Origin of the sequence: Nonomuraea sp. NPDC005692 (assembly GCF_040631115.1) — a bacterium.
Taxonomy (GTDB): domain Bacteria; phylum Actinomycetota; class Actinomycetes; order Streptosporangiales; family Streptosporangiaceae; genus Nonomuraea.
In genome coordinates this window covers 231,643-256,511 of the sequence record NZ_JBEXYU010000004.1, presented here as the reverse complement: position 1 = coordinate 256,511, position 24,869 = coordinate 231,643, and the positions used below count along the sequence as shown (strand labels likewise).

General features: G+C 72.1%; 26 protein-coding genes. 12 read left to right on the top strand and 14 right to left on the bottom strand.

Features of this window, described 5'->3' with window-relative positions; genetic code table 11:
* Positions 1–41: 41 nt before the first annotated feature.
* Genes ABZ459_RS11835 through ABZ459_RS11825 form a run of 3 tightly spaced genes read right to left on the bottom strand, consistent with a single transcriptional unit; the run spans position 42 to position 1,142 of the window.
* Positions 42–473 (bottom strand): SRPBCC domain-containing protein, encoded by a 432-nt coding sequence (locus tag ABZ459_RS11835; RefSeq protein WP_357969103.1) that lies wholly within the window; start codon positions 471–473, stop codon positions 42–44.
* Entirely contained in the window at positions 466–792 is a 327-nt protein-coding gene (locus ABZ459_RS11830) for a metalloregulator ArsR/SmtB family transcription factor (protein WP_352351750.1), read from the bottom strand. Before ABZ459_RS11830 ends, ABZ459_RS11835 begins: the two co-directional genes overlap by 8 nt.
* Positions 789–1,142, bottom strand: coding sequence for a VOC family protein (locus tag ABZ459_RS11825; protein WP_357969100.1), 354 nt, complete (start codon positions 1,140–1,142; stop codon positions 789–791). The genes ABZ459_RS11830 and ABZ459_RS11825 overlap by 4 nt, the downstream gene beginning before the upstream one ends.
* A 105-nt stretch (positions 1,143–1,247) precedes the next feature.
* Between ABZ459_RS11825 and ABZ459_RS11820 the strand changes: the two genes are divergently transcribed.
* Entirely contained in the window at positions 1,248–1,931 is a 684-nt protein-coding gene (locus ABZ459_RS11820) for a permease prefix domain 1-containing protein (protein ID WP_357969098.1), read from the top strand.
* Here the strand turns inward: ABZ459_RS11820 and ABZ459_RS11815 are convergent.
* Positions 1,923–2,270: a helix-turn-helix transcriptional regulator gene (locus ABZ459_RS11815; RefSeq protein ID WP_357969095.1), complete on the bottom strand. Its 348-nt coding sequence runs from the start codon at positions 2,268–2,270 to the stop codon at positions 1,923–1,925. The genes ABZ459_RS11820 and ABZ459_RS11815 overlap by 9 nt on opposite strands.
* An 89-nt stretch (positions 2,271–2,359) precedes the next feature.
* Here ABZ459_RS11815 and ABZ459_RS11810 point away from each other — a divergent pair, with 89 nt between their 5' ends.
* The 8 genes from ABZ459_RS11810 to ABZ459_RS11775 all read left to right on the top strand — a co-directional run bounded on the left by ABZ459_RS11810 (position 2,360) and on the right by ABZ459_RS11775 (position 10,369).
* A complete protein-coding gene (locus tag ABZ459_RS11810; protein ID WP_357969092.1) occupies positions 2,360–3,529 on the top strand; it encodes a cytochrome ubiquinol oxidase subunit I in 1,170 nt (389 codons plus the stop codon).
* A gap of 10 nt (positions 3,530–3,539) precedes the next feature.
* Positions 3,540–4,304, top strand: a complete 765-nt coding sequence (locus tag ABZ459_RS11805) for a cytochrome d ubiquinol oxidase subunit II (protein WP_357969089.1) — start codon at positions 3,540–3,542, stop codon at positions 4,302–4,304.
* Positions 4,305–4,311: 7 nt separating this feature from the next.
* Positions 4,312–6,048 (top strand): thiol reductant ABC exporter subunit CydD, encoded by a 1,737-nt coding sequence (gene cydD / locus ABZ459_RS11800; RefSeq protein ID WP_357969087.1) that lies wholly within the window; start codon positions 4,312–4,314, stop codon positions 6,046–6,048.
* Positions 6,045–7,724, top strand: a complete 1,680-nt coding sequence (gene cydC / locus ABZ459_RS11795) for a thiol reductant ABC exporter subunit CydC (protein ID WP_357969085.1) — start codon at positions 6,045–6,047, stop codon at positions 7,722–7,724. The genes cydD and cydC overlap by 4 nt, the downstream gene beginning before the upstream one ends.
* A gap of 81 nt (positions 7,725–7,805) precedes the next feature.
* Positions 7,806–8,426 (top strand): hypothetical protein, encoded by a 621-nt coding sequence (locus ABZ459_RS11790; RefSeq protein WP_357969084.1) that lies wholly within the window; start codon positions 7,806–7,808, stop codon positions 8,424–8,426.
* Positions 8,423–8,746, top strand: a complete 324-nt coding sequence (locus ABZ459_RS11785) for a transcriptional regulator (RefSeq protein WP_352328377.1) — start codon at positions 8,423–8,425, stop codon at positions 8,744–8,746. The genes ABZ459_RS11790 and ABZ459_RS11785 overlap by 4 nt, the downstream gene beginning before the upstream one ends.
* Positions 8,743–9,636, top strand: a complete 894-nt coding sequence (locus ABZ459_RS11780) for an ABC transporter ATP-binding protein (protein ID WP_357969082.1) — start codon at positions 8,743–8,745, stop codon at positions 9,634–9,636. The genes ABZ459_RS11785 and ABZ459_RS11780 overlap by 4 nt, the downstream gene beginning before the upstream one ends.
* Complete coding sequence (locus ABZ459_RS11775) at positions 9,629–10,369, top strand: ABC transporter permease (protein WP_357969079.1); 741 nt, start codon at positions 9,629–9,631, stop codon at positions 10,367–10,369. The genes ABZ459_RS11780 and ABZ459_RS11775 overlap by 8 nt, the downstream gene beginning before the upstream one ends.
* A gap of 70 nt (positions 10,370–10,439) precedes the next feature.
* Here the strand turns inward: ABZ459_RS11775 and ABZ459_RS11770 are convergent, their stop codons facing one another.
* From ABZ459_RS11770 to ABZ459_RS11730, 9 genes are all read right to left on the bottom strand, one after another.
* Positions 10,440–11,675, bottom strand: a complete 1,236-nt coding sequence (locus ABZ459_RS11770; protein WP_357969076.1) for a trypsin-like peptidase domain-containing protein — start codon at positions 11,673–11,675, stop codon at positions 10,440–10,442.
* Positions 11,676–12,089: 414 nt separating this feature from the next.
* Positions 12,090–12,305 carry a hypothetical protein gene (locus tag ABZ459_RS11765; protein ID WP_357969074.1) on the bottom strand — a complete coding sequence of 72 codons (216 nt, stop codon included), beginning with the start codon at positions 12,303–12,305 and terminating at the stop codon, positions 12,090–12,092.
* Positions 12,306–12,353: 48 nt separating this feature from the next.
* Complete coding sequence (locus ABZ459_RS11760; RefSeq protein ID WP_357969072.1) at positions 12,354–12,620, bottom strand: hypothetical protein; 267 nt, start codon at positions 12,618–12,620, stop codon at positions 12,354–12,356.
* A gap of 92 nt (positions 12,621–12,712) precedes the next feature.
* The gene (locus ABZ459_RS11755) at positions 12,713–13,201 is read right to left on the bottom strand and encodes a DUF5946 family protein (protein ID WP_357969069.1); all 489 of its coding nucleotides are present in this window, start codon (positions 13,199–13,201) and stop codon (positions 12,713–12,715) included.
* A gap of 270 nt (positions 13,202–13,471) precedes the next feature.
* A complete protein-coding gene (locus tag ABZ459_RS11750; protein ID WP_357969068.1) occupies positions 13,472–15,007 on the bottom strand; it encodes an AMP-binding protein in 1,536 nt (511 codons plus the stop codon).
* 101 nt (positions 15,008–15,108) lie between these two features.
* Positions 15,109–15,936: a MetQ/NlpA family ABC transporter substrate-binding protein gene (locus ABZ459_RS11745; protein WP_357969065.1), complete on the bottom strand. Its 828-nt coding sequence runs from the start codon at positions 15,934–15,936 to the stop codon at positions 15,109–15,111.
* A 10-nt stretch (positions 15,937–15,946) separates the two neighbouring features.
* Positions 15,947–16,603 (bottom strand): methionine ABC transporter permease, encoded by a 657-nt coding sequence (locus tag ABZ459_RS11740; RefSeq protein WP_357969063.1) that lies wholly within the window; start codon positions 16,601–16,603, stop codon positions 15,947–15,949.
* Complete coding sequence (locus ABZ459_RS11735) at positions 16,600–17,562, bottom strand: ATP-binding cassette domain-containing protein (protein WP_357969061.1); 963 nt, start codon at positions 17,560–17,562, stop codon at positions 16,600–16,602. The genes ABZ459_RS11740 and ABZ459_RS11735 overlap by 4 nt, the downstream gene beginning before the upstream one ends.
* A gap of 297 nt (positions 17,563–17,859) precedes the next feature.
* Positions 17,860–18,672, bottom strand: a complete 813-nt coding sequence (locus tag ABZ459_RS11730; RefSeq protein WP_357969058.1) for an SAM-dependent methyltransferase — start codon at positions 18,670–18,672, stop codon at positions 17,860–17,862.
* A 39-nt stretch (positions 18,673–18,711) separates the two neighbouring features.
* Here ABZ459_RS11730 and ABZ459_RS11725 point away from each other — a divergent pair, with 39 nt between their 5' ends.
* Positions 18,712–19,131 (top strand): helix-turn-helix domain-containing protein, encoded by a 420-nt coding sequence (locus ABZ459_RS11725; protein ID WP_357969055.1) that lies wholly within the window; start codon positions 18,712–18,714, stop codon positions 19,129–19,131.
* Positions 19,132–19,234: 103 nt separating this feature from the next.
* Here ABZ459_RS11725 and lon read toward each other — a convergent pair whose 3' ends face one another.
* Positions 19,235–21,595 carry an endopeptidase La gene (gene lon / locus ABZ459_RS11720; RefSeq protein WP_357969053.1) on the bottom strand — a complete coding sequence of 787 codons (2,361 nt, stop codon included), beginning with the start codon at positions 21,593–21,595 and terminating at the stop codon, positions 19,235–19,237.
* Between the two features lie 176 nt (positions 21,596–21,771).
* Here lon and ABZ459_RS11715 point away from each other — a divergent pair, with 176 nt between their 5' ends.
* Positions 21,772–23,235, top strand: a complete 1,464-nt coding sequence (locus tag ABZ459_RS11715; RefSeq protein WP_357969051.1) for a sensor histidine kinase — start codon at positions 21,772–21,774, stop codon at positions 23,233–23,235.
* Positions 23,232–23,888 (top strand): response regulator transcription factor, encoded by a 657-nt coding sequence (locus ABZ459_RS11710; protein WP_357969048.1) that lies wholly within the window; start codon positions 23,232–23,234, stop codon positions 23,886–23,888. The genes ABZ459_RS11715 and ABZ459_RS11710 overlap by 4 nt, the downstream gene beginning before the upstream one ends.
* The last annotated feature ends 981 nt before the right edge of the window (positions 23,889–24,869 follow it).

Genomic DNA, 24,869 nt, shown 5'->3' with positions numbered 1-24,869 from the left:
TTCCCGACCCCGACGCCACCCGGCACGGCCAGGAGCCCAGCTCAGAGGGTGGCGGCCAGGTCGTCGATGACGGTGAAGTGCCGGGGCCAGCCGCCGCCCATGATCCGGCGGGAGAGCTGCTGGGTCGGGTCGTCGGGGTCGAAGCCCTCGTGGTCGAGGAACAGCCGGGTGCCCCGGCCCTCCGGCACCAGCCGCCAGGTGACCGTCCAGTCGGCCTGCTTGCGGTCGCTCCAGCTGATCCGCAGCAGCTTCTCCGCCTCGAACTCCAGCACCTGGCAGTGGACCGTCCCGTCGAACCCCACCGCCTTCCTCGGCTGGGTGGTGAACGTGAACCGGTGGCCCACCTCCAGCCGGAAGTCGTTGGGCATCAGCCAGCGGGCCATCAGCTCGGGATCGGTCAGCGCCCGCCACACCTTGGCCGGCGGGTGCTTGAGGAACTCGTCCAGCCTGATCGCGGTCCGGTCTTCAGCCATCGTCCTCTTCCATCTCGTCGAGCAGTGCGGAGAGGCCGGTCAGCTTCTCGCGCCAGAACCTCTCGTACGGGGTCAGCCAGTCGCGGATCTCCATGAGCGGCTCCGCCTCCAGCTGGTAGTGCCGTTCCCGCCCCTTGCGGGCCTCGGCCACGAGCCCGGCGTCCTTGAGCACCTTGAGATGCTCCGAGACGCTGGGCCGGCTCATGTCGAAGCGCTCGGCCAGCCGCCCGGCGGGCTGGGGGCCCTCCTGGAGCAGCAGGCGCAGCAGCTCGCGCCTGGCCGGGCTGGCCAGCGCGGTGAAGACGTGGTCGGCGGTCATGCCTGGCTGACCACGAACCCGTTGCCGAACGGGTCCTGGAAGAGGAGCTGGCGTCCCCACGCCTGCTCGCTCGGCCCCTCGAAGGCGACGTCGTTCGCGGCGAGCCGGGCGGCCAGGGCGTCGAGGTCGGGCGCGGCCACCACGAGCCCGCCGACCGGGGCCATGTCAGGGAACCAGGAGGCCAGCAGGAGCGCGGTCGCCGCGCCCTTGGGCGCGACGGTGAGCCAGCGGCCCATCGGGAACGGGTTGTCGGTGCGTACCTCGAAGTCGAGCACGCCGGTGTAGAAGTCGAGCGCCCGCGCCTGGTCGACGACGGGCAGGGTGACGGTGAGGATCCCGGAAATCAGCATGTCGAACACTATACGTAGGATTTTTCCGACATATCAAGTCGCGGGGCGAAATATCGGGGACTTCCCTGATAGGCCATCGGTGGCGCACTCCGTAAACTGGGGATCATGCGGATCGACGACTACGTGGCCGACCTCGATCGCGCGCTCTCCGGCCCGTCCGGCGCGAAGCGCGACCTGGTCGTCGAGGCCCGCGACAGCCTGTCCGACACCGCCGACGCCCTGGAGGCCGACGGCCTCGACCGCGCCGAGGCCGAGCGGCTGGCGGTCGCGGAGTTCGGCCCGGTCACCGAGATCGCGCCCGGCTACCAGAGCGAGCTGACCGCCGTGGCCGGGCGGCGGCTGGGCCTGCTGCTGTTCATCAGCGTCCCGCTGACCGCGCTCATGTGGTCGATGGTGTGGCGCACCTACCCCGCCGATCCGGCGCTGTGGGTGGGCCGTCCGGCCTGGTACCACCTGGTCTCGAAGCTGCTCGACATCTGCCAGCTCGCCACCGGCCTGTACGGCGGCATCGCCCTGCTGGCGCTGGGCCGGGGCGCGCGCTGGATCCGCCGCCCGCACCTGGTGACCAGGTCGCTGGGCATCGTCGTGTGGGGCATGCTGCCGGTCGGGGGCGCCATGAGCCTCGTGCTGTCCTACAGCGCCCCCGGGCCGGGCACGATGACCGGCTACCTGCCCGCGTTCCTGGCGAACCTGGTCACGACCGCGTTCTGGGGCCTGCAGATCTACGGCGCGACGCGCTGCCTGCGGGTCAGCCGCACCCGCCGGCCCGCCACGGCCGCGTCAGCCTGAGGCCCGCGTGTCGGCCCGCGCGTCGGCCTGGAGCACGCCGCCGATCACGCTGGTGAACTCCCGCCAGGCCGACCGCTCCCCCTCGAGTTGCTTCCTGCCCGAGTCGGTCAGCCGGTACGTGCGCCGCTTGCGCCCGCCCACCGTGGCCCACTCGCTGGCCAGGTAGCCGACCCGCTCCAGCCGCCGCAGCGCCGGATAGACGGTGCCGGTGGGCACGCTCAGCGCGCCCCCGCTGCGCTCCTGGAGCGCCTCGATGATCGCGTAGCCGTGCAGCGGCTCCCGCTCCAGCACCGAGAGCAGCAACGCGTCCATGTGTCCGCGCAGCGCGTCTGGATTCATGTTCCAGATCCTAGACAACCGTTCGCCATGTAGCCAGTCTACATGTAGGCTGCCTATATGTAGATAGACACAACAACGGAGTCGATCGAATGGACGTACTCGAACTCGCCCGCACGCAGTTCGCCGTGACGGGAAGCCTGCACTTCCTGTTCGTCGTGCTCACGCTCGGGCTGGCGCCGGTCGTGGCGCTCATGCACACCCGCCACGTGCTCTCCGGCAGCGCGCTGCACGGCGGCATGACGCGGTTCTGGGGGCAGATCTACGTCATCAACTACGCCCTGGGCATCGTCACCGGCCTGGTGATGGAGTTCCAGTTCGGGCTGTCGTGGAGCGGGCTGTCCCACTACGCCGGAGACGTGTTCGGCGCGCCGCTGGCCATGGAGACGCTGGTGGCCTTCTTCCTGGAGTCCACCTTCCTCGGGTTGTGGATCTTCGGGTGGGGGCGGCTGCCCAAATGGCTGCACCTGGCCTGCATCTGGCTGGTGACGCTGACCGCGTACGCCAGCGCGTTCTTCATCATGGTCGCCAACTCCTTCCTGCAGAACCCGGCCGGCTCGGTGGTCAGGAACGGCCGGCTGGAGCTGGTCGACTTCGGCGCCCTGCTCACCAACAAGACGCTGGTCTTCTCCTTCCCCCACGTCATCGGCGCCGGGCTGCTGACCGGCGGCCTGGTGCTGGCCGGGGCCAGCGCGTACCAGCTGCGGCGGCGCACCCGCGAGACGCTGTTCTTCGCCAAGTCGCTGCGCACGGGGGTCGGCGTGGCGGCGGTCGGCGCCTTCCTGGCCCTGGGCTTCGGGTACGCGCAGTTCGGCGGCATCCAGGAGGGCAAGTTCGACGGCGACACGGGCGCCGGGGTGCCGCTCGGGCTCATGATCGAGATCGGCCAGCTCCTGGGGTTCGTGCTGCTGTTCCTGCTCCTGCCGCTCATTTACTGGCTGCCGCGCTGGCGGTGGACGCACCCCGTGCTGATCGTGATGACCCCGGTGCCGTTCGTGCTGGCGATCCTGGGCTGGATGGCCAGGGAGATCGGCCGCCAGCCGTGGATGGTCTGGCACAAGCTCACCGTGGCCGACGCCCTGACGCCCGGCCTGACCTCGGGCATGGTCACGGCCTCGCTGATCGGGTTCGCCGGCGTGCTGGGGCTGCTGGCGGTCGTCGACTACGTCCTCATCGCCCGGGTCGTCCGGCGCGGCCCGCGCGACCTCGACCTCGGGGCGCTCCCCGCCGGCGCCGAGCCCGCCCCCGCGATGAGCTACTAGGAGTGCTGACATGGAAGTGATCTGGTTCCTGTTCTTCACGGTGCTGCTGGCCGGGTACTTCGCCCTGGAGGGCTTCGACCTCGGCGTCGGCCTGCTGCTGCCGGTGCTGGGCAGGACGCGCGGCAACCGCGACCGCATGGTGGCCGCGATGGCGCCGGTCGTGCTGGCCAACGAGGTGTGGCTGGTGGCGGTGGCCGGGACGCTGTTCGGGGTGTACCCGCGCCTGGAGGGCGAGGTGCTGTTCGGGCTGTACCCGCTGGTGGTGGCCATGCTGCTGAGCTGGATCGTGCGCGACGCCGGGCTGTGGTTCCGGCGGCGGCTGGACGGCGCGAGGTGGCGCGGCTTCTGGGACGCGATGATCGCGTTCGGGTCGCTGGGGCTGTCGTTCGGGTGGGGCATGGCGCTGCACGCCGCCGCCACCGGGTTCGCCTCCTCGCCGGTGCATCCGGTCGGGGTGCTGCTGGGCGTGCTGGTGACCCTGCTGTTCGCCTTCCACGGCTGGACGTTCCTGGCCTGGCGGGAGCCGGGCGCGTTCGGGGCCGTGCGGTCGGGGCGGGCGCTGCTGCTCTCCGGGCTGGTGGCCGCGCTGCCCGCGATCGGCCTGCTGGCGGGGGCGATGCCGTACTTGCTGGAGCACAGCGCGCCGGCGGCTACGTTGAATGTGCTCAGTGTCATGGCGTTGCCGTTCGCGCCGATCATGTTGGGCGCGCAAGTATGGGTATGGCGGACTTTCCGGCCAGGTAAGGGCGCCGTCCCACTCCCCTCGTTCTTCTGAAGGCCACGTGCACAAGGATCTTCTGCGGCTCATGCGGGCCGAGCGCTCGGTGCGCCGCCACCTGACCGTCACCATGGTCGCGGCCGTGCTGGCCGGGCTGCTCGTGCTCGCGCAGGCCGAGCTGCTGGCCGGCGTGCTGTCGGGCCGGTTCACCGCCGCCGCGCTGGGGGCGCTCGCTGCCGTCGTGGGCGTACGGGCGCTGCTGGCCTGGACGCAGGGCGTCTTCGCCGGGCGCACCGCGACGGGCGTGAAGTCCGCGCTGCGCCACCGGCTGCTGGCCCGCCTGGGCGAGCTGGGCCCGTCCAGGCTGACCGGCCACCGGTCGGGCGAGCTGGTCACGCTGACCGGCCGGGGCCTGGACGGCCTCGACGCCTACCTGACCGGCTACCTGCCCTCGATCGCGGTGGCGGCCGTGGTGCCGGTGGCCGTGCTGGTCCGGCTGTTCACCGCCGACCTGGGCAGCGCGGTGATCGTCCTGGTCACGCTGCCGCTGATCCCGGTCTTCGGCGCGCTGGTCGGCATGACGACCAAGGCGGTCACCGAGCGGCAGTTCCACGCCCTGTCGCGGCTCGGCGGGCACTTCCTCGACGTGGTGCGCGGGCTGCCCACGCTGCGCGCCTTCGGGCGGGCCCGCTACCAGGCGACGGTCATCCGGCAGGTCGCCGACGCCCACCGGAGCGCGACCATGCGCACGTTGCGGGTGGCGTTCCTGTCGTCGCTGGTGCTGGAGCTGTGCGCGTCGCTGTCGCTGGCGCTGGTGGCGGTCCCGATCGGGCTGCGGCTGCTCGGCGGCTCGCTGGACCTGACGACGGCGCTGCTGGTGCTGCTGCTGGCGCCGGAGGCGTACCTGCCGCTGCGGGCCATGGGGACCCGCTTCCACGCCTCGATGGAGGGGGTGGCCGCCGCCGACGCGGCCTTCGCCGTCCTTGACGAGGCCGCCGGCGACCCGCCCGGCCCGGCCCGCCCGTACGACGGGCACGGCGCGCCGGAGATCCGCCTGGAGAACGTGACCGTCCGCTACCCCGGCAGGGACGAACCCGCCCTGGAGAACGTGACGCTCACCATCGCGCCCGGCGAGCGGGTGGCGCTGGTCGGCGAGAGCGGCGGCGGCAAGAGCACGCTGCTCCACCTGGTCCTGGGCTTCCTGCGCCCGTCCGAGGGGCGCGTCCTGGTCGACGGCGCCGACCTGCGCGAGCTGGACCTGGACAGCTGGCGGGCGGCCCTGGCGTACGTGCCGCAGCGGCCCCACCTGTTCACCACCTCCGTGGCCGACAACATCCGGCTCGGCGCGCCCGGCGCCACCCTGGAGGACGTCCGGCGGGCGGCCGCCGCCGCGCACGCCGACTTCGTGGACGACCTGCCCCAGGGGTTCGACACCGTGGTCGGCGAGCGCGGCGCGAACCTGTCGGCCGGCCAGCGGCAGCGCGTGGCGCTGGCCCGGGGCTTCTGCCGCCCGGACGCCACGGCGCTGCTGCTCGACGAGCCCACCGCCCGTCTCGACGGCCGCAGCGAGGCCGCCGTCGTGGCCGCCACCGCGCAGCTGGCGCGGGGGCGCACCGCCGTCATCGTCGCCCATCGGCCGGCGATGATCGACCTCGCCGACCGGATCGTGCGGGTGCACGAGGGCCGCGTCGTCTCCGACACCACCCGCGACCGGCCGGCCCGTCCGGACGGCGGCCACGACGGCGACGGTCACCGGGAGCCGCAGAGCGTGGCCTCCCTTCCCGAGGGGAGCACGCGATGAACCGGCGCATGGGCACCCGGCTGGCCTGGGCCGTGCTGGCCGGGGCGGCCGCCGACCTGGCCGGGCTGGGGCTGATCGCGGCCGCCGCCTGGCTGATCACCCGGGCGGCGCAGCAGCCGTCCCTGGCCGCGCTGTCCGTGGCCATCGTGGCGACCAGGGCGTTCGCGACCGGCAAGGGCGTCTTCCGCTACGCCGAACGGCTCACCGGCCACGACGTGGCCCTGCGCGCCCAGGCCGGCACCCGCGAACGGCTGTACCAGGCGCTCGTCCCGCCCCAGCGCCCCCGCCACGGCGGCGCCGACCTGCTCAGCCGCATGGTGGACGACACCGAGGCCGTCCAGGACCTGCTGGTCCGCGCGCTGCTCCCGGCCGCCGCCGCGCTACTGACCGGGCTGGCCGCGGTCGCCATCGGGCTGTTCGTGCTGCCGCTGACCGCGCTGGTGCTGGTGGCCGGGCTCGTGGTGGCGGGCGTGCTGCTGCCCGCCGCGACCGCCGCCGCCGCGCGCCGCTGGTCGGCCCGGATCGCCCCGGCCAGGGCCGCGCTGGCGGCCCGCGTGGCCGACCTCGTGCACGGTTCGGCCGACCTGGCCGCCTACGGCGCGGGCGAGCGGGCGCTGTCCGGCGCGCTGGCCGCCGACGAGGCGCTGGCCGCGCTGGAGCGCCGCCAGTCGCGCGTGCACGCCGCCGCCCTGGCGGTCGGCACGCTGGCCCAGGGGCTGACGGTGGCCGCCATCGTGCTGCTCGCCCAGGGGGCGGGCGCCGGCTCCGTCGCCACGGCGGTGCTCGCGCTGACCGCGCTGGTGTCGTTCGAGCCGGTGCTGCCGCTGGCGGCGGCGGGCGAGCGCATGGCCGGGATCACCGCCGCGATCCGGCGGCTGCGCGAGGTCCGCGCCGCGGCGCCGGCCGTCACCGAGCCCGCCGCGCCCGCGCCCGTGCCGTCGGCTCCCCTGACGGTCGAGGTCGACGACCTCGTCGTCCGCCACCCCGGCGCCGCCAGGCCCGCCCTCGACGGCGTCTCGCTGCGCCTGACCCCCGGCCGCCGGGTGGCGATCGTGGGCCCGAGCGGCGCGGGCAAGAGCACGCTGCTGGCCGCGCTGATGCGGCTGGCCGAGCCCGAGTCGGGAAGCGTGCGCGTCAACGGGACCGACCTTCGCGACCTGTCCGGCGACGACGTCCGCACGCTGATGACCGGCCTCACCCAGGACCCGTACATCTTCCGCACCACCCTGCGGGACAACCTGCGCCTGGCCGGGCCGGACGCCGGCGACGAGCGGCTGGCGGCGGCCGTGCGGGAGGCCAGGCTCGGCCCGTGGGTCGAGCGCACCGGCTGGGACGCCGAGCTCGGCGAGGACGGCAGGACCGTCTCCGGCGGCCAGCTCCAGCGCCTGGCCCTGGCCAGGGCGCTGCTGTACGACCCGCCCGTGCTGCTGCTGGACGAGCCCGCCGAGGCGCTCGACGAGGAGACCGCCGACCGCCTGATGGCCGACCTGCTGGACGTCATCCGCGACCGCACCACCGTGCTGGTGACCCACCGGCTCAAGGGCCTGGAGTCGGTGGACGAGGTCGTGGTGCTCGACGAGGGCCGCGTCGTCCAGCGCGGGCGGCACGACGAGCTGGTGGCGGTGCCCGGCTACTACCGCGACCTGTGGGAGTCCGAGGCGCTGACCAGGCGCTAGCCGATCCTTTCGCCCTCGTGTTGAGTTTGCGTCGCCATCAGGTTTATGATGCAAACCTGTTTGCAGGTAAGAGGAGTTGGCATGGTGGACGACGATCGAGCGCGCACTCCCGAGGAGACGCTGCGGCTGATCGAGCAGCAGCGCACCGCCACGGTCCGGCGCCTGCACGGCGACCCGGTGCTGCTCTACGTGCCCTGGGGCGTGGCCTGGCTGCTCGGCTTCACGGCGCTGTTCCTGCACTACGGCCTCGACGGCGTCCCCTACGCGCCGATCTCCCACCCGCAGGCGGTCACGGTGCTGTTCGCGGGCATGTCGCTGGCCGGGGCGATCGCGATCTTCGGCATGGTGAAGATGGGGGCGCAGGTCCGCGGCGAGACCTCGGCCAAGGGCATGATGTACGGCTACGCCTGGATGGCCGGCCTGGTCTCCATGACGGTGCTCGCCATCCGCTTCAGCCCCCAGCTCCCCGCCACCGAGAGCGGCCTGCTGTGGGGCGGCGGATTCATGATGCTCGTCGCGCTGCTCTACATGGCCGGCGGCGCGATCTGGACGTACTGGCCGATGTTCTTCGTCGGCGTGTGGACGGCGGTCGTCAACGGGGTGGGCGTCATGCTCGGCGCCGGCTGGCACGCGCTGCTGACGGCCGTGCTGACCGGCGGCGGCTACATCGCGGCCGGCGTCGTGCTGCGGCGGCGGATGTGAGCCCCGACGGGGCCGTCCCCGAGCTCGACCCGGTGATCCACGCGCAGGCCAGGCTGCGGGTGGTCGCCACGCTCAACACCCTCGGCGGGCGCGACGAGATCGCGTTCCCCTCGCTGAAGGACCTGCTCGGGATGACGGCCGGCAACCTCTCGGTGCACCTGACCAAGCTGGAGGACGCCGGCTACGTCCGCATCACCAAGACCCACAAGGGCCGCACCCCCGTCACGTACGTCGCGCTCACCCAGCGCGGACGGCTGGCCTTCGAGGACTACACCAAGGCGATCCGCGCCTTGCTCGACAACGCTGGAGGAACCCCATGACGGCCCTGGCCAGAACGGTGGAGGTCACCCGCCGCTACGGGGACGTGCTCGCGCTCGACCGCGTCTCGCTCGACATCCGGGCGGGCGAGCTGGTCGGCCTGCTCGGCCCGAACGGCGCGGGCAAGTCCACCCTGATCAACCTGTTCGTCGGGCTGCGCCGCCCGACCTCCGGCACGGTCGAGCTGTTCGGCGGCTCGCCCCAGGACCCCGTGACGCGCCGGGGCATCGGCGTCACCCCGCAGGAGACCGGCCTGCCCGAGTCGCTGCGGGTCGGCGAGATCACCGACTTCGTGCGCGCCCACTTCCCCGACGCGCTCGGCAAGGACGAACTGCTCGACCGCTTCGGCCTGAGCGACCTGGTCAAGCGGCAGGTGGGCGGGCTGTCCGGCGGGCAGAAGCGGCGCCTGGCCGTGGCGCTGGCCTTCGCCGGCCGCCCGCGCCTGGTGTTCCTGGACGAGCCGACGACCGGCCTCGACGTCGAGGCCAGGCGCACCCTCTGGGACGGCATCCAGGCCTTCCACGCCGAAGGCGGCACGGTCGTCCTGACCAGCCACTACCTGGAGGAGATCGAGGCGCTGGCCGAGCGCGTGGTCGTCGTCGGCCAGGGACGCGTCCTGGCCGACGACACCGTACGGGCCGTGCGCGACATGGTGGGGGTGCGGCGCGTCTCGCTCGACGCCGAGGACCTGCCCGAGCTGCCCGGCGTGCTCAGCACCGAACGCCAGGACGGCCGCGTCAGCCTGCTGACCACCGACCCCGACCGGCTGGTGGTCGAGCTGGTGCGCAGCGGCACCCCGTTCTCGGGGCTGGAGGTCAGGCCGACCACGCTGGAGGAGGCCTTCCTCACCATCACCTCGACCTCGCCCCCCAAGGAGAGCGCGCATGTCTAGCCTGATCGTGGCCCACACCCGGCTGCAGCTCGTCGAGCAGTTCAGGGTGCCCATCGGGATCCTGGCCAGCTCCATGTTCCCGGCCATCTCGATGCTGGCGTTCGTGGTGCCGTTCGCGGGCGGCGACCCGGCGGCGGCGACGTCGGCGACGGGGGCGCTGATGTTCTTCGGCGCCATGTCCTCGGCGGTGATCGGGCTCAGCGCGTCGGTCTCGCAGGATCGCGAGCAGCCCTGGGACCCCTACACCCGCACGCTGCCCGCCGGACCGTTCCCGCGCCTGGCCGGGCGGATGGTCTCGACGGTGGTCCTCATGCTGCTGTCGGTGGTGCCGGTGCTGGTGGTCGCGGCCCTGCTGACCGAGGCGGTCATCACGCCGGTCCGGCTGGCCCTGGGGCTGGCCGCGCTGGTCGCCGGAGGGGTGCCGTTCATGCTGATCGGCCTGTTCCTCGGCCTGACGCTGCCGTCGAAGGCGGCGCTCGCGGTGGCGCAGATCGTCTTCTTCCCCGTGGCCATCGTGGGCGGACTGATCCTGCCGCCGCAGATCCTGCCGGACATCGTGGAGGCCGTCTCGCCGTACGTTCCGTCCAGGGGCGCGGCCGAGCTGATCTGGGCGGCCATCTCGGGGGCCCGCCCGGACGGGATCGCGCTGATCATGCTGGGCGTCTGGACGGTGATCGCGGCGGCCGCCGCGACGTGGGCCTACCGCCGCGACGAGGGCCGGCGTTTCGCCTGATGGGGGGGTGTGCCGCCGAGTCCGCAGCGATCTCAACGGCACACCCGTCTCCGGGAGGGGGTCCTTGTGTTTACTTCTTCTCTTGGAGGGTGACGGTGGCCTCCGCGGACCGACCGTCCCTCATATATGTGATCTTGACCTGTTGGCCCGGTTTGAAACCTCTGACCTGTCCAACAACCGTATCGCCTGAGTCAACAGGTGTGTCCCCAATCTTGGTGATCAGGTCGCCCTCCTGCAGCCCGGCCTTGGCCGCCGGGCTGTCCGCGGTCACCTGCCGGATCAGCGCGCCTGGCACGTCGCCGGTGGCGTCGGTGACGCTCACGCCGAGGAAGGCGTGGCTGACCTTGCCGCTCTTGATGAGCTGCTCGGCGACCTGCTTGGCGGTGTTGACCGGGATCGCGAAGCCGACGCCGCCGCCGGCCGCGTCGGAGGCGATGGCGGTGTTGATGCCGACGAGCGCGCCCGCCGCGTTCACCAGCGCGCCGCCGGAGTTCCCGGGGTTGATCGCGGCGTCGGTCTGGATGACGTCGCCGATGGTGGTGCCCTCCACCGGGCTCTGCTGCTGCTCGCCGCCGAAACCGGGCGGGAGCTGCTGACGCTGCTCGCCGCCCAGCTTGAGCGTACGGTTCAGGGCGCTGACGATGCCCCTGCTGACCGACCCGTCCAGGCCGAGAGGGCTGCCGATGGCCAGCACGTCGTCGCCGACCTTGAGCTGGTCGCTGTCGCCCAGCGTGGCCTTGGTCAGCCCCGAGACGTCCTCGGCCTTGATGACCGCGAGGTCGGTGGCCGGGTCGGTGCCCACGACCTTGGCCTTGGCCGTCTTCCCGTCACTGAACTTGACCGTCATCTGACCCCCGCCCTGCGAGGCGCCGACGACCACGTGGTTGTTGGTGAGGATGAGGCCGTCCTCGGAGAGCACGACCCCCGACCCCTCGCCCGTCTGCCCCTGGATCATGACCACCGACGGCTGCACCCGCTCGGCCACCTCAGCGGTGGACAGCTGGTTGGAGGCGGCCCTGAGCACCGGGCTCGGCGCGCTGACCACCTGCTGCGGCTCGGGCTGGAACGCGGTCGCGACGGCGGCTCCCACGACACCGCCGCCGATGGCCATCGCGGCGAGCGCGAGCCCGGCGACGGCCTTCTGCCCGGCGTTGAGCCGCGCCTTGACGGGGGTGGACGGCGGAGGAGGAGGCGGCTGCTCCATGACGATCGTGTCCCGCCGGGGGAAGCCCCCGGCGGCCGGCGGGGTGGCGCCGAACTGGCTCCACCCACCGGTGCCCTGCTCGCGAGGCTCGTTCGCGTTCATCTGTCATCTCCCTCAAGTCCCTATGGCTCAAGGGTGCCAAGAGGGGCGTAAGAGCTGGTTAAGGCGCTGATCGGAACTCTGTGAGACGACTCACTCACACCTTATCTGCGCTGCTCACGGGCCGGACTTATCTGCCCAAAAGGAGAAAAGAATCTACAAACCACTTGCCTCGCGACCACGGACCGCCAACCCGCAGGAGCGGCTGAGCTGGAATCGACCGGGCACCGCTTGGGCGCACCCCCTCAGGAGGGGGTGGGTTCACCGGCGGCCGCGGTTGAGCAGCCTCACCGCGGCGACCACGATCCCTCCCACGACCAGCGCCACCACGACGAGGACGACCAGCAGCGCGAGGATCACGGTGGGGCCGAAATGCATGACCGACTCCTGGTTGGGCAAGCGGACGGTGTCCTACGGCTACAACGGCGGGATGACGCCGAGTGCCCGCAGGGCTCCTACCGCCATGGCGACGGGGATAATCATCATCATCGCGACGAAACGGATCTTCCGGTACAGGCGCGCCATCCTGCGCACCTCACGCCACTCCCGCTCGCGAGCCCGCCGAGCCCGTAACTCCGCGATCTGCCTCCTGCTGGTGACCTTGAGCCTGCTCCGGTCGATCTCCTGGCGCATGACCCCATTCTGGGGTTCTCCGCGGTCTTCGTACACCGGCAGGTCCGGTCAGCGGCGGGCGCGGACGGCCGCTTCGATGCGCAGGGCGAAGCCGCCCAGGGCGATCACCAGATAGACGAGCAGCCACGCGGTGGGCTCGTCCTGCCACGGCCTGACGATGGTGAGCACCGCCAGCACCAGGCCCAGGCAGACGGCGACGGTGCCGGTCGTCCGTACCGCCGAGGCGGGGTCGCCGTCGCCCGCGTCGGACGCCTTGAGTACAGGGACTTGGACGGGGACACGGTCGTCGGCGTGCTCGCCTGCTGAAGAGGTCACGGGTCGAGAGGCTGCCATCCCGAGATCAAGATCCGACAGCGATCGGGTCCACGATCCGTTAACGGGCGTCACGGCCTCCGCCTGGTACGGGGTCAGGTCTGGAGGGATCTCCAGGACTCCACCGTGGCTTCGGCGATCGTCTCGATGCGGTGGCCGTAGGCCTGATGGCCGTCGGACACGAAGCTGCCGTCCCGGAACGGGAGGTCGCGGAAGGTGGCGCGGAAGTGCCGGGGCGGCCCACCCGGCGGAAGCGGCGCGTACGCCGACAACGGCTCCAGGTCGTGGACCGGCCGCCTCCCGTGCCTGTTCCCGGCCACCTGGCGGGCTCCCACGCGAAGCAGCGCGTCCAGGCCCCGGTCCAGGCAGAGCTGCAACTGGCGGAACTGGCCGTCGAGGTACTTCGGGTGCGCCCCGGACGGATGCTGCAGGAAGTACGCGCAGACCACCAGCGCGTGCCACCTGTACATGCCGGGATCGGCCTGCTCCTCGGACAGGACGGCGTGGTAGTAGTCCGCGCAGGTGCCCAGCGGTCCGGCGGCCGCCCCGCACTCACACCGGCCCACGGCCGAGCGGTCCGTCATGCCCCGCACCCTAGGCGGCCGGAGCCGCGTTGTCGAGGAGGCGTCCCGCGCCGGGGCTACCGCCGGCCGCGGTTGGCGAGCCGCACCGCCACGAACACGATGCCTCCTAAGATCAACGCCCCGAGGGCGAGGATCACCAGAAGAGCGAGGATCTCGGGCACTCCGATATTGGTCATGCTCGTCTCCCGTCCAGCTCGGTGAGGGGCCGGCACGTCCGCCCCCGGCCCGCGGCAGGGCCGGGGGCACCACCAAGCCTCCCCCATCGATTGGTCAGGTGCGGGCGGGCCAGTATTCGTCCCTCAGGAGGCGTTTGTAGAGTTTGCCGGTCGGGTGGCGCGGGAGCTCGTCACGAAAGTCGACCGACTTCGGGCACTTGTAGTGGGCCAGGTGCTCCCGGCAGTACGCGATCAGCTCCGCCTCCAGCGCCGGCCCCGCCTCCGCCGCCGTCATCGCCTGGACCACGGCCTTGACCTGCTCCCCCATCTCCTCGTCCGGTACGCCGAACACGGCCACGTCGGCCACCTTGGGATGGACCGCCAGCACGTTCTCGGCCTCCTGCGGGTAGATGTTCACCCCACCCGAGATGATCATGTACGAGCGGCGGTCCGTGAGGTACAGGAAACCGTCGGCGTCGAGGTAGCCGATGTCGCCGAGGGTGGTCCAGCCCCGGCCCTTCGGGTCCTGCACCGAGCGGGTCTTGTCGGGGTCGCCGTGGTACTCGAAGCGGGCGCCGTTCTCGAAGTAGACCGTGCCGTGCTCGCCCGGCGGCAGGTCCTCGCCCTCCTCGTCGCAGATGTGCACGACGCCGAGCAGCGAGCGGCCGACCGTGCCCTTGTGCTCCAGCCAGTCCTGGGAGCCGACGTAGAGGAAGCCGTTGCCCTCGGTGCCCGCGTAGTACTCGTGGATCACCGGCCCCCACCAGGAGATCATCTGCTCCTTGACCGGCACGGGACACGGCGCAGCCGCGTGGATGGCGCAGACCAGCGACGACAGGTCGTACTTCTTCCGGGTCTCTTCCGGCAGTTTCAGCATCTTGATGAACATCGTCGGCACGAGCTGCGAGTGCGTCACCCCGTACCGTTCGACCAGCCGCAGGTACTCCTCGGGGTCGAAGCGTTCCATCACCACCACCGTGGCGCCGAGCCGCTGGAAGGACAGGCAGTAGCGCAGCGGCGCGGCGTGGTACAGCGGCGCGGGCGAGAGGTAGACGCTGTCGGCCGACGGCGCGAACAGCGCCTGGATGAGCCGGACCAGCGTGTTCGACTCGGCCAGCGGCGCCAGCGAGGCGGCCACCTTGACGCCCTTCGGACGGCCGGTCGTGCCCGAGGAGTAGAGCATGTCGGCGCCCTGGCACTCGTCGGCGATCGGGGTGACCGGGCAGCCGGCCACCGTCTCCTCGTAGGAGGCGAAGCCCTCGGCGACGCCGTCGAGCATGAGCCGCAGCTCCACGCGCGGCGTGGCGTCGGTGATCGAGGTGGCTACCTCGGACAGGTTCGCGCTGGAGATGAAGACCCGGGCGCCGCAGTTGTCCACGATGTAGGCGAGTTCGTCGGTCTGCAGGCGGGAGCTGATCGGCGTGTAGTACAGGCCGGCGCGGTGCGCGGCCCAGGCGATGGCCAGGAAGAGCGGGTGGTTGGCGAGCATGAAGGCGACGTGGTCGCCGGGCTTGAGCCCGGCCGCGCGGAAGGCGTGGGCCAGGCGGTTGGACTCCTCTTCGAGCTCGCGGTAGGTGAGGACCAGCCCGGAGCCCGCCATGATCACAGCGGGCTTGTCGGGGGTGACGGCTGCGATGGCTCCCGGGTACATATTAGAACAGTATTCGGTCGCTCGGCGGCGGCGCTAGGGCGCGCCGAAGCCGCGGCTCCCCGGATGGAGGGCCGCGGCTTCGGCGTCGATCGACGCCGGGGTCACTCGGCGGGGATCACCGAGCCCTCGTACTTCTGCTTGATGAAGTCCTTGACCTTCGGGTCCTGGAGCAGCTTGCCGAGGGTGACGATGTTGGCGTCCTTCTCGTGGCCGGCCTGGACGACGAGCCCGTTGACGTACGGGTTGCCCTCGGTCTTCTCCAGCACCAGCGCCTGGCTCGCGGGCTTGAGCCCGGCCTCGATGGCGTAGTTGCCGTTGATCACCGCGGCGTCCACGTCGTCGAGCGAGCGCGGGAGCTGGGCCGCCTCAAGGGGCTTGAACTGCAGCTTCTTGGGGTTGTCCGTGACGTCGCGCTCGGTGGCCGCGGTGCCCGCGCCGTCCTTGAGCTTGACCAGGCCGTTGTCGGCGAGCAGCTTGAGCGAGCGGCCGAGGTTCGTGGCGTCGTTGGGGACGGCCACGGTGGCCCCGTCCGCCAGCGCCGACAGCGAGGTGATCTTCTTGGAGTACAGACCGAGCGGCTCCAGGTGCACCGGGGTGACGAAGCTCAGCTTGGTGCCCTTGGAGGAGTTGAAGTCGTCCAGGTAGGGCTTGTGCTGGAAGAAGTTGGCGTTCAGCTGGCCCTCGTCGAGCTGCACGTTCGGCTGGACGTAGTCGGTGAACTCGACGATCTCCAGCTTCAGCCCGGCGGCCGGGGCCAGGTTGTCCTTGACGAACTTCAGGATCTCGCCGTGCGGGACGGGGCTCGCGCCCACCTTCAGCACCGTGTCGGCCGACTCGGCGGCAGGAGTGGTGGTCGCGGACTGCGACGTACCGCATGCGGCGAGCAACAGGGACAGCGCAGCAGCACCCAATATCGAGCGAATCTTCATGATTTTTCCCTTACTTATGTGAAATGCGCCGAGCGACCCAGTCGCCCAGACTCTGCAGAATTTGCACGATGACGATGAGCAGGACGACGGTCACGATCATCACGAGCGTCTCGAACCGCTGGTAGCCGTAGCGCACGGCCAGGTCGCCGAGCCCGCCGCCGCCGACGGTGCCCGCCATGGCCGAGTACCCGATGAGCGCGACGATCGTGACGGTCAGCCCCGACACCAGGCCCGGCAGCGCCTCGGGCAGCAGGACCTTGCGCACGATGGCGGTCCGGCCGGCCCCCATGGCCTGCGCGGCCTGGACGACGTCGGTGCCGACCTCGCGCAGCGCCGTCTCGACCAGCCGGGCGAAGAACGGCACGGCCCCCACGGTCAGCGGCACCACCACGGCCGCGGTGCCGATCGTGGTCCCGATGACGAGCCGGGTGAACGGGATGATGGCGATCATCAGCACGATGAACGGCAGCGACCGCCCGATGTTGACGACGATCCCCAGCACGGACTTCAGCGCCGGCAGCGGGCGCAGCCCGTCCCGGTCGAAGGCCACCAGCGCCACGCCGAGCGGCAGCCCGAACAGCACGGTGAACAGCGTGGCCCACCCCACCATCTGGGCGGTCTCCCACGTGGCCGGCCACAGCAGCGGCGCGATCTCTTCCCAGGTCATGCGGCCTCCCCCGCGACTTCGACGAGCAGCCCCGACTCCCGCAGGAACGACAGCGCCGAGGACGACTCCGCGCCGGTCAGCGCCACGCGCAGGCGGCCGACCGAGCCGCCGGCCAGGTCCTCGATCGAGCCGCCGAGGATGTTGACGTCCACGTCGAACTTGCGCGCCATCTCCGAGACCAGCGGCCGGCCCGGGTCGCCGGTGAAGGTGAGCGTGACGGAACCGGCCGGAGCGGGCTCGGGCAGCGGGAAGATCTCTCTGGTCAGGCGGGATCCGGGGGTCCTGATGAGGTCGGCGATCGCCCCCGACTCCTCGATGCGGCCTCCGGTCATGATGGCGACCGAGTCGCAGACGCTCTTGACGACGTTCATCTCGTGGGTGATGAGCAGGATCGTCAGGCCCAGCTCGGCGTTGAGCCGCTTGAGCAGGGCCAGGATCGACTGGGTGGTGGCCGGGTCCAGCGCGGAGGTGGCCTCGTCCGACAGCAGCACCGACGGGTTGCCCGCCAGCGCCCTGGCGATGCCGACGCGCTGCTTCTGGCCGCCGGAGAGCTGGTGGGGGCGGTCGCCGCCGCGTCCCTGGAGGCCGACGAGGTCGAGCAGCTCGGCCACGCGCCGCTGCCGTTCGGCCCTGGGCACGCCCATGACCTCCAGCGGGAAGGCGACGTTGCCGGCCACCGTGCGCGAGGACAGCAGCGCGAAGTGCTGGTGGATCATGCCGATGCGCTGCCTGGCGCGGTTGAGCTCGCGGCCGGGCAGGGCGGTCAGGTCCTGCCCGGCGACGGTGACCGTGCCCGCGGTGGGGCGTTCGAGCAGGTTGACGCAGCGCAGCAGCGTGCTCTTGCCGGCGCCGCTCTGGCCGAGCACGCCGTAGATCTCGCCCTCGCGCACATGCAGGTCGACGCCGTCGAGCGCGACGGTCTGGCCGTACTGCTTGCGCAGGCCGGAAGCCTGGATCACGAAATTTCCCCACGACTGAGAGCGGCCGGATGGCGGGCCGCTTCCTTACACGAACATCACCGTCGGAGCGGTGGGATCTAGTGGCTGCCCGGAGGGAACGGCAGGTGACTCAGCCTGCGCAGCACGAAGCAGAAAGTGTGGATCATGGTGACCTTCGAGGAGAACGGGCGGGATCTGGTCTCTAACGGGCCGGCATTCGCCCCATACGCATGCGACAACACATGGCGTCCCGGTGGGCGCGGTGGTCGTTCGCGTATGCCTCGTTCACGCCGGTGCTAACGCCGCCTTTACATACTCCTATTCCGGGGAATTGCGGTGATCTGCGTCACTCAGCACCGCGGTGAGGAATCCGCCGCGGGGGGCGGGGCGGCCGTACCGGGTGGCGAGGGTGGAGGCATCGACCGTACGCACCCGCCAGCCGCGGGCCGTGAGCCGGGCGACGGCGTCCTCTCCCGGGCCGCCCTTCCAGAGCGTGGCGATCCGCCGCAGCTCGGGCATCGTGCGCGCCCGCTCGGCGAGCAGGGCGGCCGCGGCCGGGTCGTACTCGAAGGCGAGCCTGCTGCGCGCCGCCGACAGCGCGCGGACGCCGTCGAGGAGCCGCCCGGCCTCGGCCGGGCTCAGGTAGATCAGCAGGCCCTCGATCAGCCAGGCCGTCGGCCGCGCCGGGTCGAACCCGGCCGCGCGCAGGCTGCCCGGCCAGTCCTCGCGCAGGTCCACCGGCACCGGGACGCGCTCGCACCTTGCCGTCGCGGCCAGCCCGCGCAGCACGCCGTCCTTGAACGCCAGCAGCTCGGGCAGGTCGAGCTCGAACAGCCGCACGCCCGGCGGCCAGTCGAGCCGGAAGGCGCGGGCGTCGAGCCCGGCGGCCAGCAGGACGACCTGGTCGCAGCCGGAACCGCTCAGGTGGTCGTCGAAGAACCTGGTCCTGAACACCAGGTGGTCGCTGAAGAGATCACCGGCCCCGCTCCCCAGCCCGGCATCCGGCGGCCCGGCGTCCGCCGCCGCCACGAAGGCGCCCGCGTACGGGTCCTCGAACAGCCGGTCGGGCCGCTCGCTCTCGCGCGCCCGTAACCAGGCCGCGCCCACCGCCGTCCTCGCCACCCCATTCATATCGCTGACGATACATCTCCAGCGATACAATCGGCCACCATGAACGTGGCACGACTGCGAAGGCTCGGACGACGGCTGGTGGAGCTGTCGAAGACGGCGGCCGGCGAGACCAAGGGCCCGCCCCTCACCCCCGGCGAGGAGGCCGTCTTCGAGGACGTGCTGCGCCACCCGGGCGGCACCGTCGGCGAGATCCAGGCCAGGACGGGCTTCGTCCAGAGCCACGTGTCGGCCTCGGTGGCCCGGATGCGCGAGCGCGGCCTCGTCAGGACCGAGCCCGACCCCGCCGACGGCCGGCGCACCCTGGTCACGCTGACCGAGCCGGCGCTGGCCGCGGTCCACCGCCGGGCGGCCAGGCCGGTGGAGGAGGCGGTGCGCGCGGCGGTGGGCGACGACCCCGAGCGCGCGGCCCGGGTCGTGGCGCTGCTGGAGGAGCTGGAGGCGCTGCTGGTCACCGGCTGACCCCGGCGCGGGCCTGGCACGCCGGTTCGTTCAAACCCTCGCACACGAAGCCGCCCCGCCGCGTCCGGAAGGCCGGGTGCGGCGGGGCGGTGCCGGGCGCGGGTCAGGCCGCGACCGTGGAGGCGACCTCGGCCGGCGTCAGCGCGATGTCGAGGACCTCGCGCACGTCGCTGACCGCGTGGATGGTCAGCTCGTTGCGCACCTCCGCGGGCACGTCGTCCAGGTCGGGCTCGTTGCGGGCCGGGATGAGCACCGTGGTGATGCCCGCCCGGTGGGCGGCCAGCAGCTTCTGCTTGACGCCGCCGATCGGCAGGACCCGCCCGGTCAGCGAGATCTCACCGGTCATGGCCACGTCGGCGCGGACCTGGCGGCCCGACAGGAGCGAGGCCAGCGCGGTCGTCAGCGTCACGCCCGCCGAGGGACCGTCCTTGGGGACGGCGCCCGCGGGGAAGTGCACGTGGACCGAGCGGTCCTTCAGCGCGGTGACCGGCAGCTCCAGCTCCGCGCCGTGCGAGCGCAGGTAGGACAGCGCGATCCGGGCCGACTCCTTCATCACGTCGCCGAGCTGGCCGGTCAGGGTCAGGCCGGTCTCGCCGGTCTCCGGGTCGGCCAGCGACGCCTCCACGTAGAGCACGTCGCCGCCGGCCCCGGTCACCGCCAGGCCCGTGGCCACGCCCGGCACGGAGGTGCGCTGGGTGGACTCGGGCAGCGACGACTCCGGCACGAACCGCGGCCTGCCGATGTAGCCGACCAGGTCGTCCGGGCCGACCGTGACGGGCAGCTCGTCCTTGGCCGCCACCTTGCGCAGGATCCTGGCGACCGCCCGCTCCAGCGAGCGCACCCCCGCCTCGCGGGTGTACTCGCCGGCCAGCCGCCGCAGCGCGCCGTCGTCGACCTTGACCTCCTCGGAGGTCAGCCCGGCGAGCTCCAGCTGCCTGGGCAGCAGGTGGTCGCGGGCGATGGCGACCTTCTCGTCCTCGGTGTAGCCGTCGAGGGTGACGACCTCCATGCGGTCGAGCAGCGGGCCGGGGATGGCCTCCAGCACGTTGGCCGTGGCCAGGAACAGCACGTCGGACAGGTCGAGCTCGACCTCGAGGTAGTGGTCGCGGAAGGTGTGGTTCTGGGCCGGGTCGAGGACCTCCAGCAGCGCCGCCGTGGGGTCGCCGCGGTAGTCGGCGCCGACCTTGTCGACCTCGTCGAGCAGGACGACCGGGTTCATCGAGCCGGCCTCGCGGATGGCCCGGACGACGCGGCCCGGCAGGGCGCCGACGTAGGTGCGCCGGTGGCCGCGGATCTCGGCCTCGTCGCGTACGCCGCCGAGCGCGACCCGGACGAACTTGCGGCCCATCGCGCGGGCCACCGACTCGCCCAGGGACGTCTTGCCGACCCCGGGAGGCCCGGCGAGGGCCAGGACGGCGCCGCTGCGCCGGCCGCCCACCACGCCGACGCCCTTGTCCTGGCGGCGCTTACGCACGGCCAGGTGCTCGATGATGCGGTCCTTGACGTCGTCGAGGCCCGTGTGGTCGGCGTCGAGCACGGCCCGCGCACCCGCGATGTCGTAGTTGTCCTCGGTACGCTCGTTCCACGGGATGTCGAGCACCGTGTCGAGCCAGGTGCGGATCCAGCCGCCCTCCGGGGACTGGTCGGAGGTGCGCTCCAGCTTGTCGACCTCCTTGAGCGCGGCCTCGCGCACCTTCTCCGGCAGGTCGGCGGCCTCGACGCGGGCCCGGTAGTCCTCCTCCTCGCTCTCGGCGGTGTCGCCGTTGAGCTCCTTCAGCTCCTTGCGGACCGCGGCGAGCTGCTGGCGCAGCAGGAACTCACGCTGCTGCTTCTCCATGCCCTCCTGGACGTCCTTGCGGATCGTCTCGGCGACGTCGAGCTCGGCGAGGTGCTCGCGGGACCACTCGATGAGCCTGGCCAGGCGGTCGGCCGGGTCGGCGGCCTCCAGCAGCTCGACCTTCTGGGCGGTGGTCAGCCACGGGGTGTAGCCGGAGCTGTCGGCCAGCACCGAGGGGTCGTCGATCTGGTTGACCTGGTCGACGACCTGCCAGGCGCCGCGCTTCTGCAGGATGGTGGTGGCCAGGGCCTTGTACTCCTTGGCCAGCTCCTGGGCGCGCTCGCCGGCCGGAACCGTGTCGATCGTGTCGGCCTCGACCCACAGTGCGGCGCCGGGGCCGGTGGTGCCGGTGCCCACGCGGACGCGGTTGACACCGCGGACCACGGCGGCGGGCTCACCGCCGGGCAACCTTCCGACCTGCTCGATCACGGCCTGCACGCCGACGGCGCCGTAACGGCCGTCGATCCGGGGAACGAGGAGGACCCGCGGCTTGTTACCACCGGACGCGCGGGCCGCGTCGATCGCAGCACGCACCTCGGAGTCGGACAGGTCCAGCGGAACCACCATGCCCGGCAGGACGACCTCGTCGTCGAGCGGCAGGACCGGGAGGATCAAGCTCTCACTCATGCGAACTCCAAAGGGTTGAGTTATACCGACTCAATTCATTGGAGCGCGCCGTTGTTCCCAACCTTGCCGATGTTCGCTCACGGCGATCGTAATGTTGTAAGTGATACCTGAGGGTGACATCAGGATCAGACCTTGGTCTGACGCCCGGCCGCCCGCCCTTCCGTATCCTTGACCAGGTGAATCACCGTGCCCGGCGCTCCGCGCCCCTCGCCTCCCAAGGCGACGCGCGCACCGGCCGTCCGGAGTCGTCCGGAGGAGCGGCCGGGCGGTTCGCCGTGGCGCTGTGGCGGGCCTTGCTGGCCGTGCTGCGGCCCTTCACGCTCGCGTTGCTGACGGGCAGCGCCGAGCCCCCATCCCGGCCGCGTTCCCGGTGGCTGCGGATGCCGGTGCCCGGATGGCTGGCGGCGCTGGTCCCGGTCAGGACGTTCAGCCTGTTGCAGATCGCCGAGCTCCTGCTGGGCGTGGAGCTGTTCGGCGTGACGCTGTCCACGACCCAGGAGTGGAACGAGCAGGCCGCCGCCACGCCCGGCGATCCCGCGCCGCTCTGGGGCGGCGTCGTCGTCCTCGGGGCCCTGGCCGCCGGCCTGCCCGTGGTGCTGCGCAACCGGTGGCCGCTGGCGGCCTGGCGGGCGGCGGCCGTGCTGACCCCCGTCGCCGTCTTCGTCAACCTCACGATCGGGCGCGACGAGGGCTACGCGCCCTACCCGGTCGCGGTGGGGGTGGCGTACCTGCTGGCGCTCTATTCCGTGGGCGTGCGCTGCGAGCGGCGGATCACGCTGGGGGCCGGGATCCTCACGGTCCTGGTGTGCCTGGCCGTCGACGTCGACTCGACGCCGGTGGTGGCGGGCGTGGCCGTGGTCGTCCTGCTGTTCGGCTACAACGTGCGCGCCCGGCGCAACGCCACGGCCATGCTCATCGAGGAGGAGCGGCGCACCCGGCAGGCCGAGGGCGCGCAGGCGGTGCTGGAGGAGCGCGCCCGCATCGCCCGCGAGCTGCACGACGTGGTGGCCCACCACATGTCGGTGATCGCCATCCAGGCGGAGGCGGTGCCGCTCAGGGCCGCGGGCGACGCGTCCCAGCTGGAGGCGGGGCTGGCCGAGATCCGCGCGTTGTCCCTGGAGGCCATCAACGAGCTGCGCCAGGTCCTCGGCGTGCTGCGCGATCCCGAGGGCCGTACCGACACCGCGCCGCAGCCCGGCCTCGACCGGCTGGAGGAGCTGGTGGCCAACGCCCGCAACGCGGGGCTGACCGTGGCGGTCGACCGGCGGCCGGTCGGGCGGCTGTCGCCCGCGGTGGGGTTGTCGGCGTACCGGATCGTGCAGGAGTCGCTCAGCAACGCGATGCGGCACGCGCCGGGGTCGAGCGTCGCCGTGGACATCACCGCTGACGCCGGCACGCTGCGCCTGCGCGTCGCCAACGGCCCCGGCCGGTCCCCCGCGGCGGCGCCCGGCGCGGGGCAGGGGCTGGTGGGCATGCGGGAACGCGCGGCGCTGCTCGGCGGCACGCTCGACGCCGGGCCCACGCGGGGCGGCGGCTACCAGGTGAGCGCCGCGTTGCCGGTGGAACCTCAGGAGCCGGCAACCGGATCGACGATCGGGTCGCCGATCGAGGAGATCGAGGAGAGGGAGGGCGCCGCGTGATCCGCGTGCTGATCGCCGACGACCAGGGGATGGTCCGCACGGGGTTCACCGTGTTCCTGAGCGGCCAGCCGGACATCGAGGTCGTGGGCGAGGCGGCCGACGGCCGTGAGGCGGTGACGCGGGCCGTCGCGCTGAGCCCCGACGTGGTGCTGATGGACGTGCGCATGCCGGTCATGAACGGGCTGGAGGCGACCCGTGAGGTGCTGGCGGCGTGCCCGGCGTCGAAGGTGCTCATCCTGACCACGTTCGACCTCGACGACTACGTCTACGAGGCGCTGCGGGCGGGGGCGAGCGGGTTCCTGCTCAAGGACGCCTCGGCGGCCCAGCTCGCCGAGGCCGTCCGCGTGGTCGCCGCCGGCGACGCGCTCATCGCGCCGGCCGTCACGAAGCGGCTGATCCACGAGTTCGCCCGGCTGGGCGGTCCGCGTCCGCCGTCGGGGAGGCGTCCGGAGGAGCTGACCGAGCGCGAGACGGAGGTGCTCATCCTGGTCGCCCAGGCCATGTCCAACCAGGAGATCGCCCAGAAACTGTTCGTGGCCGAGCAGACGGTCAAGACCCATGTGGGCCGCGTGCTGACCAAACTCGGGCTGCGCGACCGTGCCCAGGCCATCGTCTTCGCCTACGAAACCGGCCTCGTCCGCCCCGGCGAGTAACCCCACCCCCGAACCCTCCGCCCCCGGGGCAAGAGAGGCGGAGACAAGGCCGGGGCAGCACCGAGCGCCACAGGACGACGCCACAAGAGCCCAGCGTACGAGTACGGTGCCGCCAAGCTCCGGGGAATCTCTGGGGACGGCGTAGCCGCCGGACAGGGCGAGCCTGCAAGCACCTGGGACGCCGCCCCCACCGGGACGAGAAGTACGGCGGTACGGCGACGACCAGGTCCCGCAGGCGCAGGAAGACGGCGGGACGAGGGCACCACGAGGACGGCGCAGCCGAGAGGCACAGCCCGCCGAAAGGCCCCTGGCACACCACGCTCACCAGGACGGGCGTACGGCGGTACAGCAGCGACCAAGCCCAGGGACCTGGGGGCACAAGCTTGCTGCGGAATGAGCGACACCACGGGGCCGGCATAGCGGAGGGGCACAGCCCCCGAAACCCCGGGAACACCGCACTCACAGCCACGGGACGTACAGCGATACAGCAACGACCAGGCAGGCAGGAGGCACGGCAGGACGAGGGGGACGGACACAGGGACGGCATCGAGACGCCAGCGGAACGGCGTAGCCGAGGGTCACAGCGAACCCTCAAGCACCTGGGCCGCGGCGCTCCCCGGACGGGAAGTACGCGGTACGGCGGGAACCAGGTCGGCGCGCACGGGAACGGCACGCAGGGAGGTACGGCAGGCATAGGGGACGACGCGGCCAGCGGCACGAGGGGGCCAGGGACGCCAGCGGGTAAGACAGATCCCCGGCACGCCAGCCGGTAGACAGGTCCGCGGAACACCAGCGGGGCAGGAGCGCAGTGGTAGCGCGGGGTAGGGGGCGGCGGGGCGTGTAGCGCGCTTACGGGACAGGGCGCTACACATTGCACCGGCACGGCGGCGGAGACGCTCTGCGCGGCACAGGGCGAATGGCCCCTACGGGACAGGGCGCTCCACACGGCACCGCCACGACGCACGCAGACGCTCTGCACAG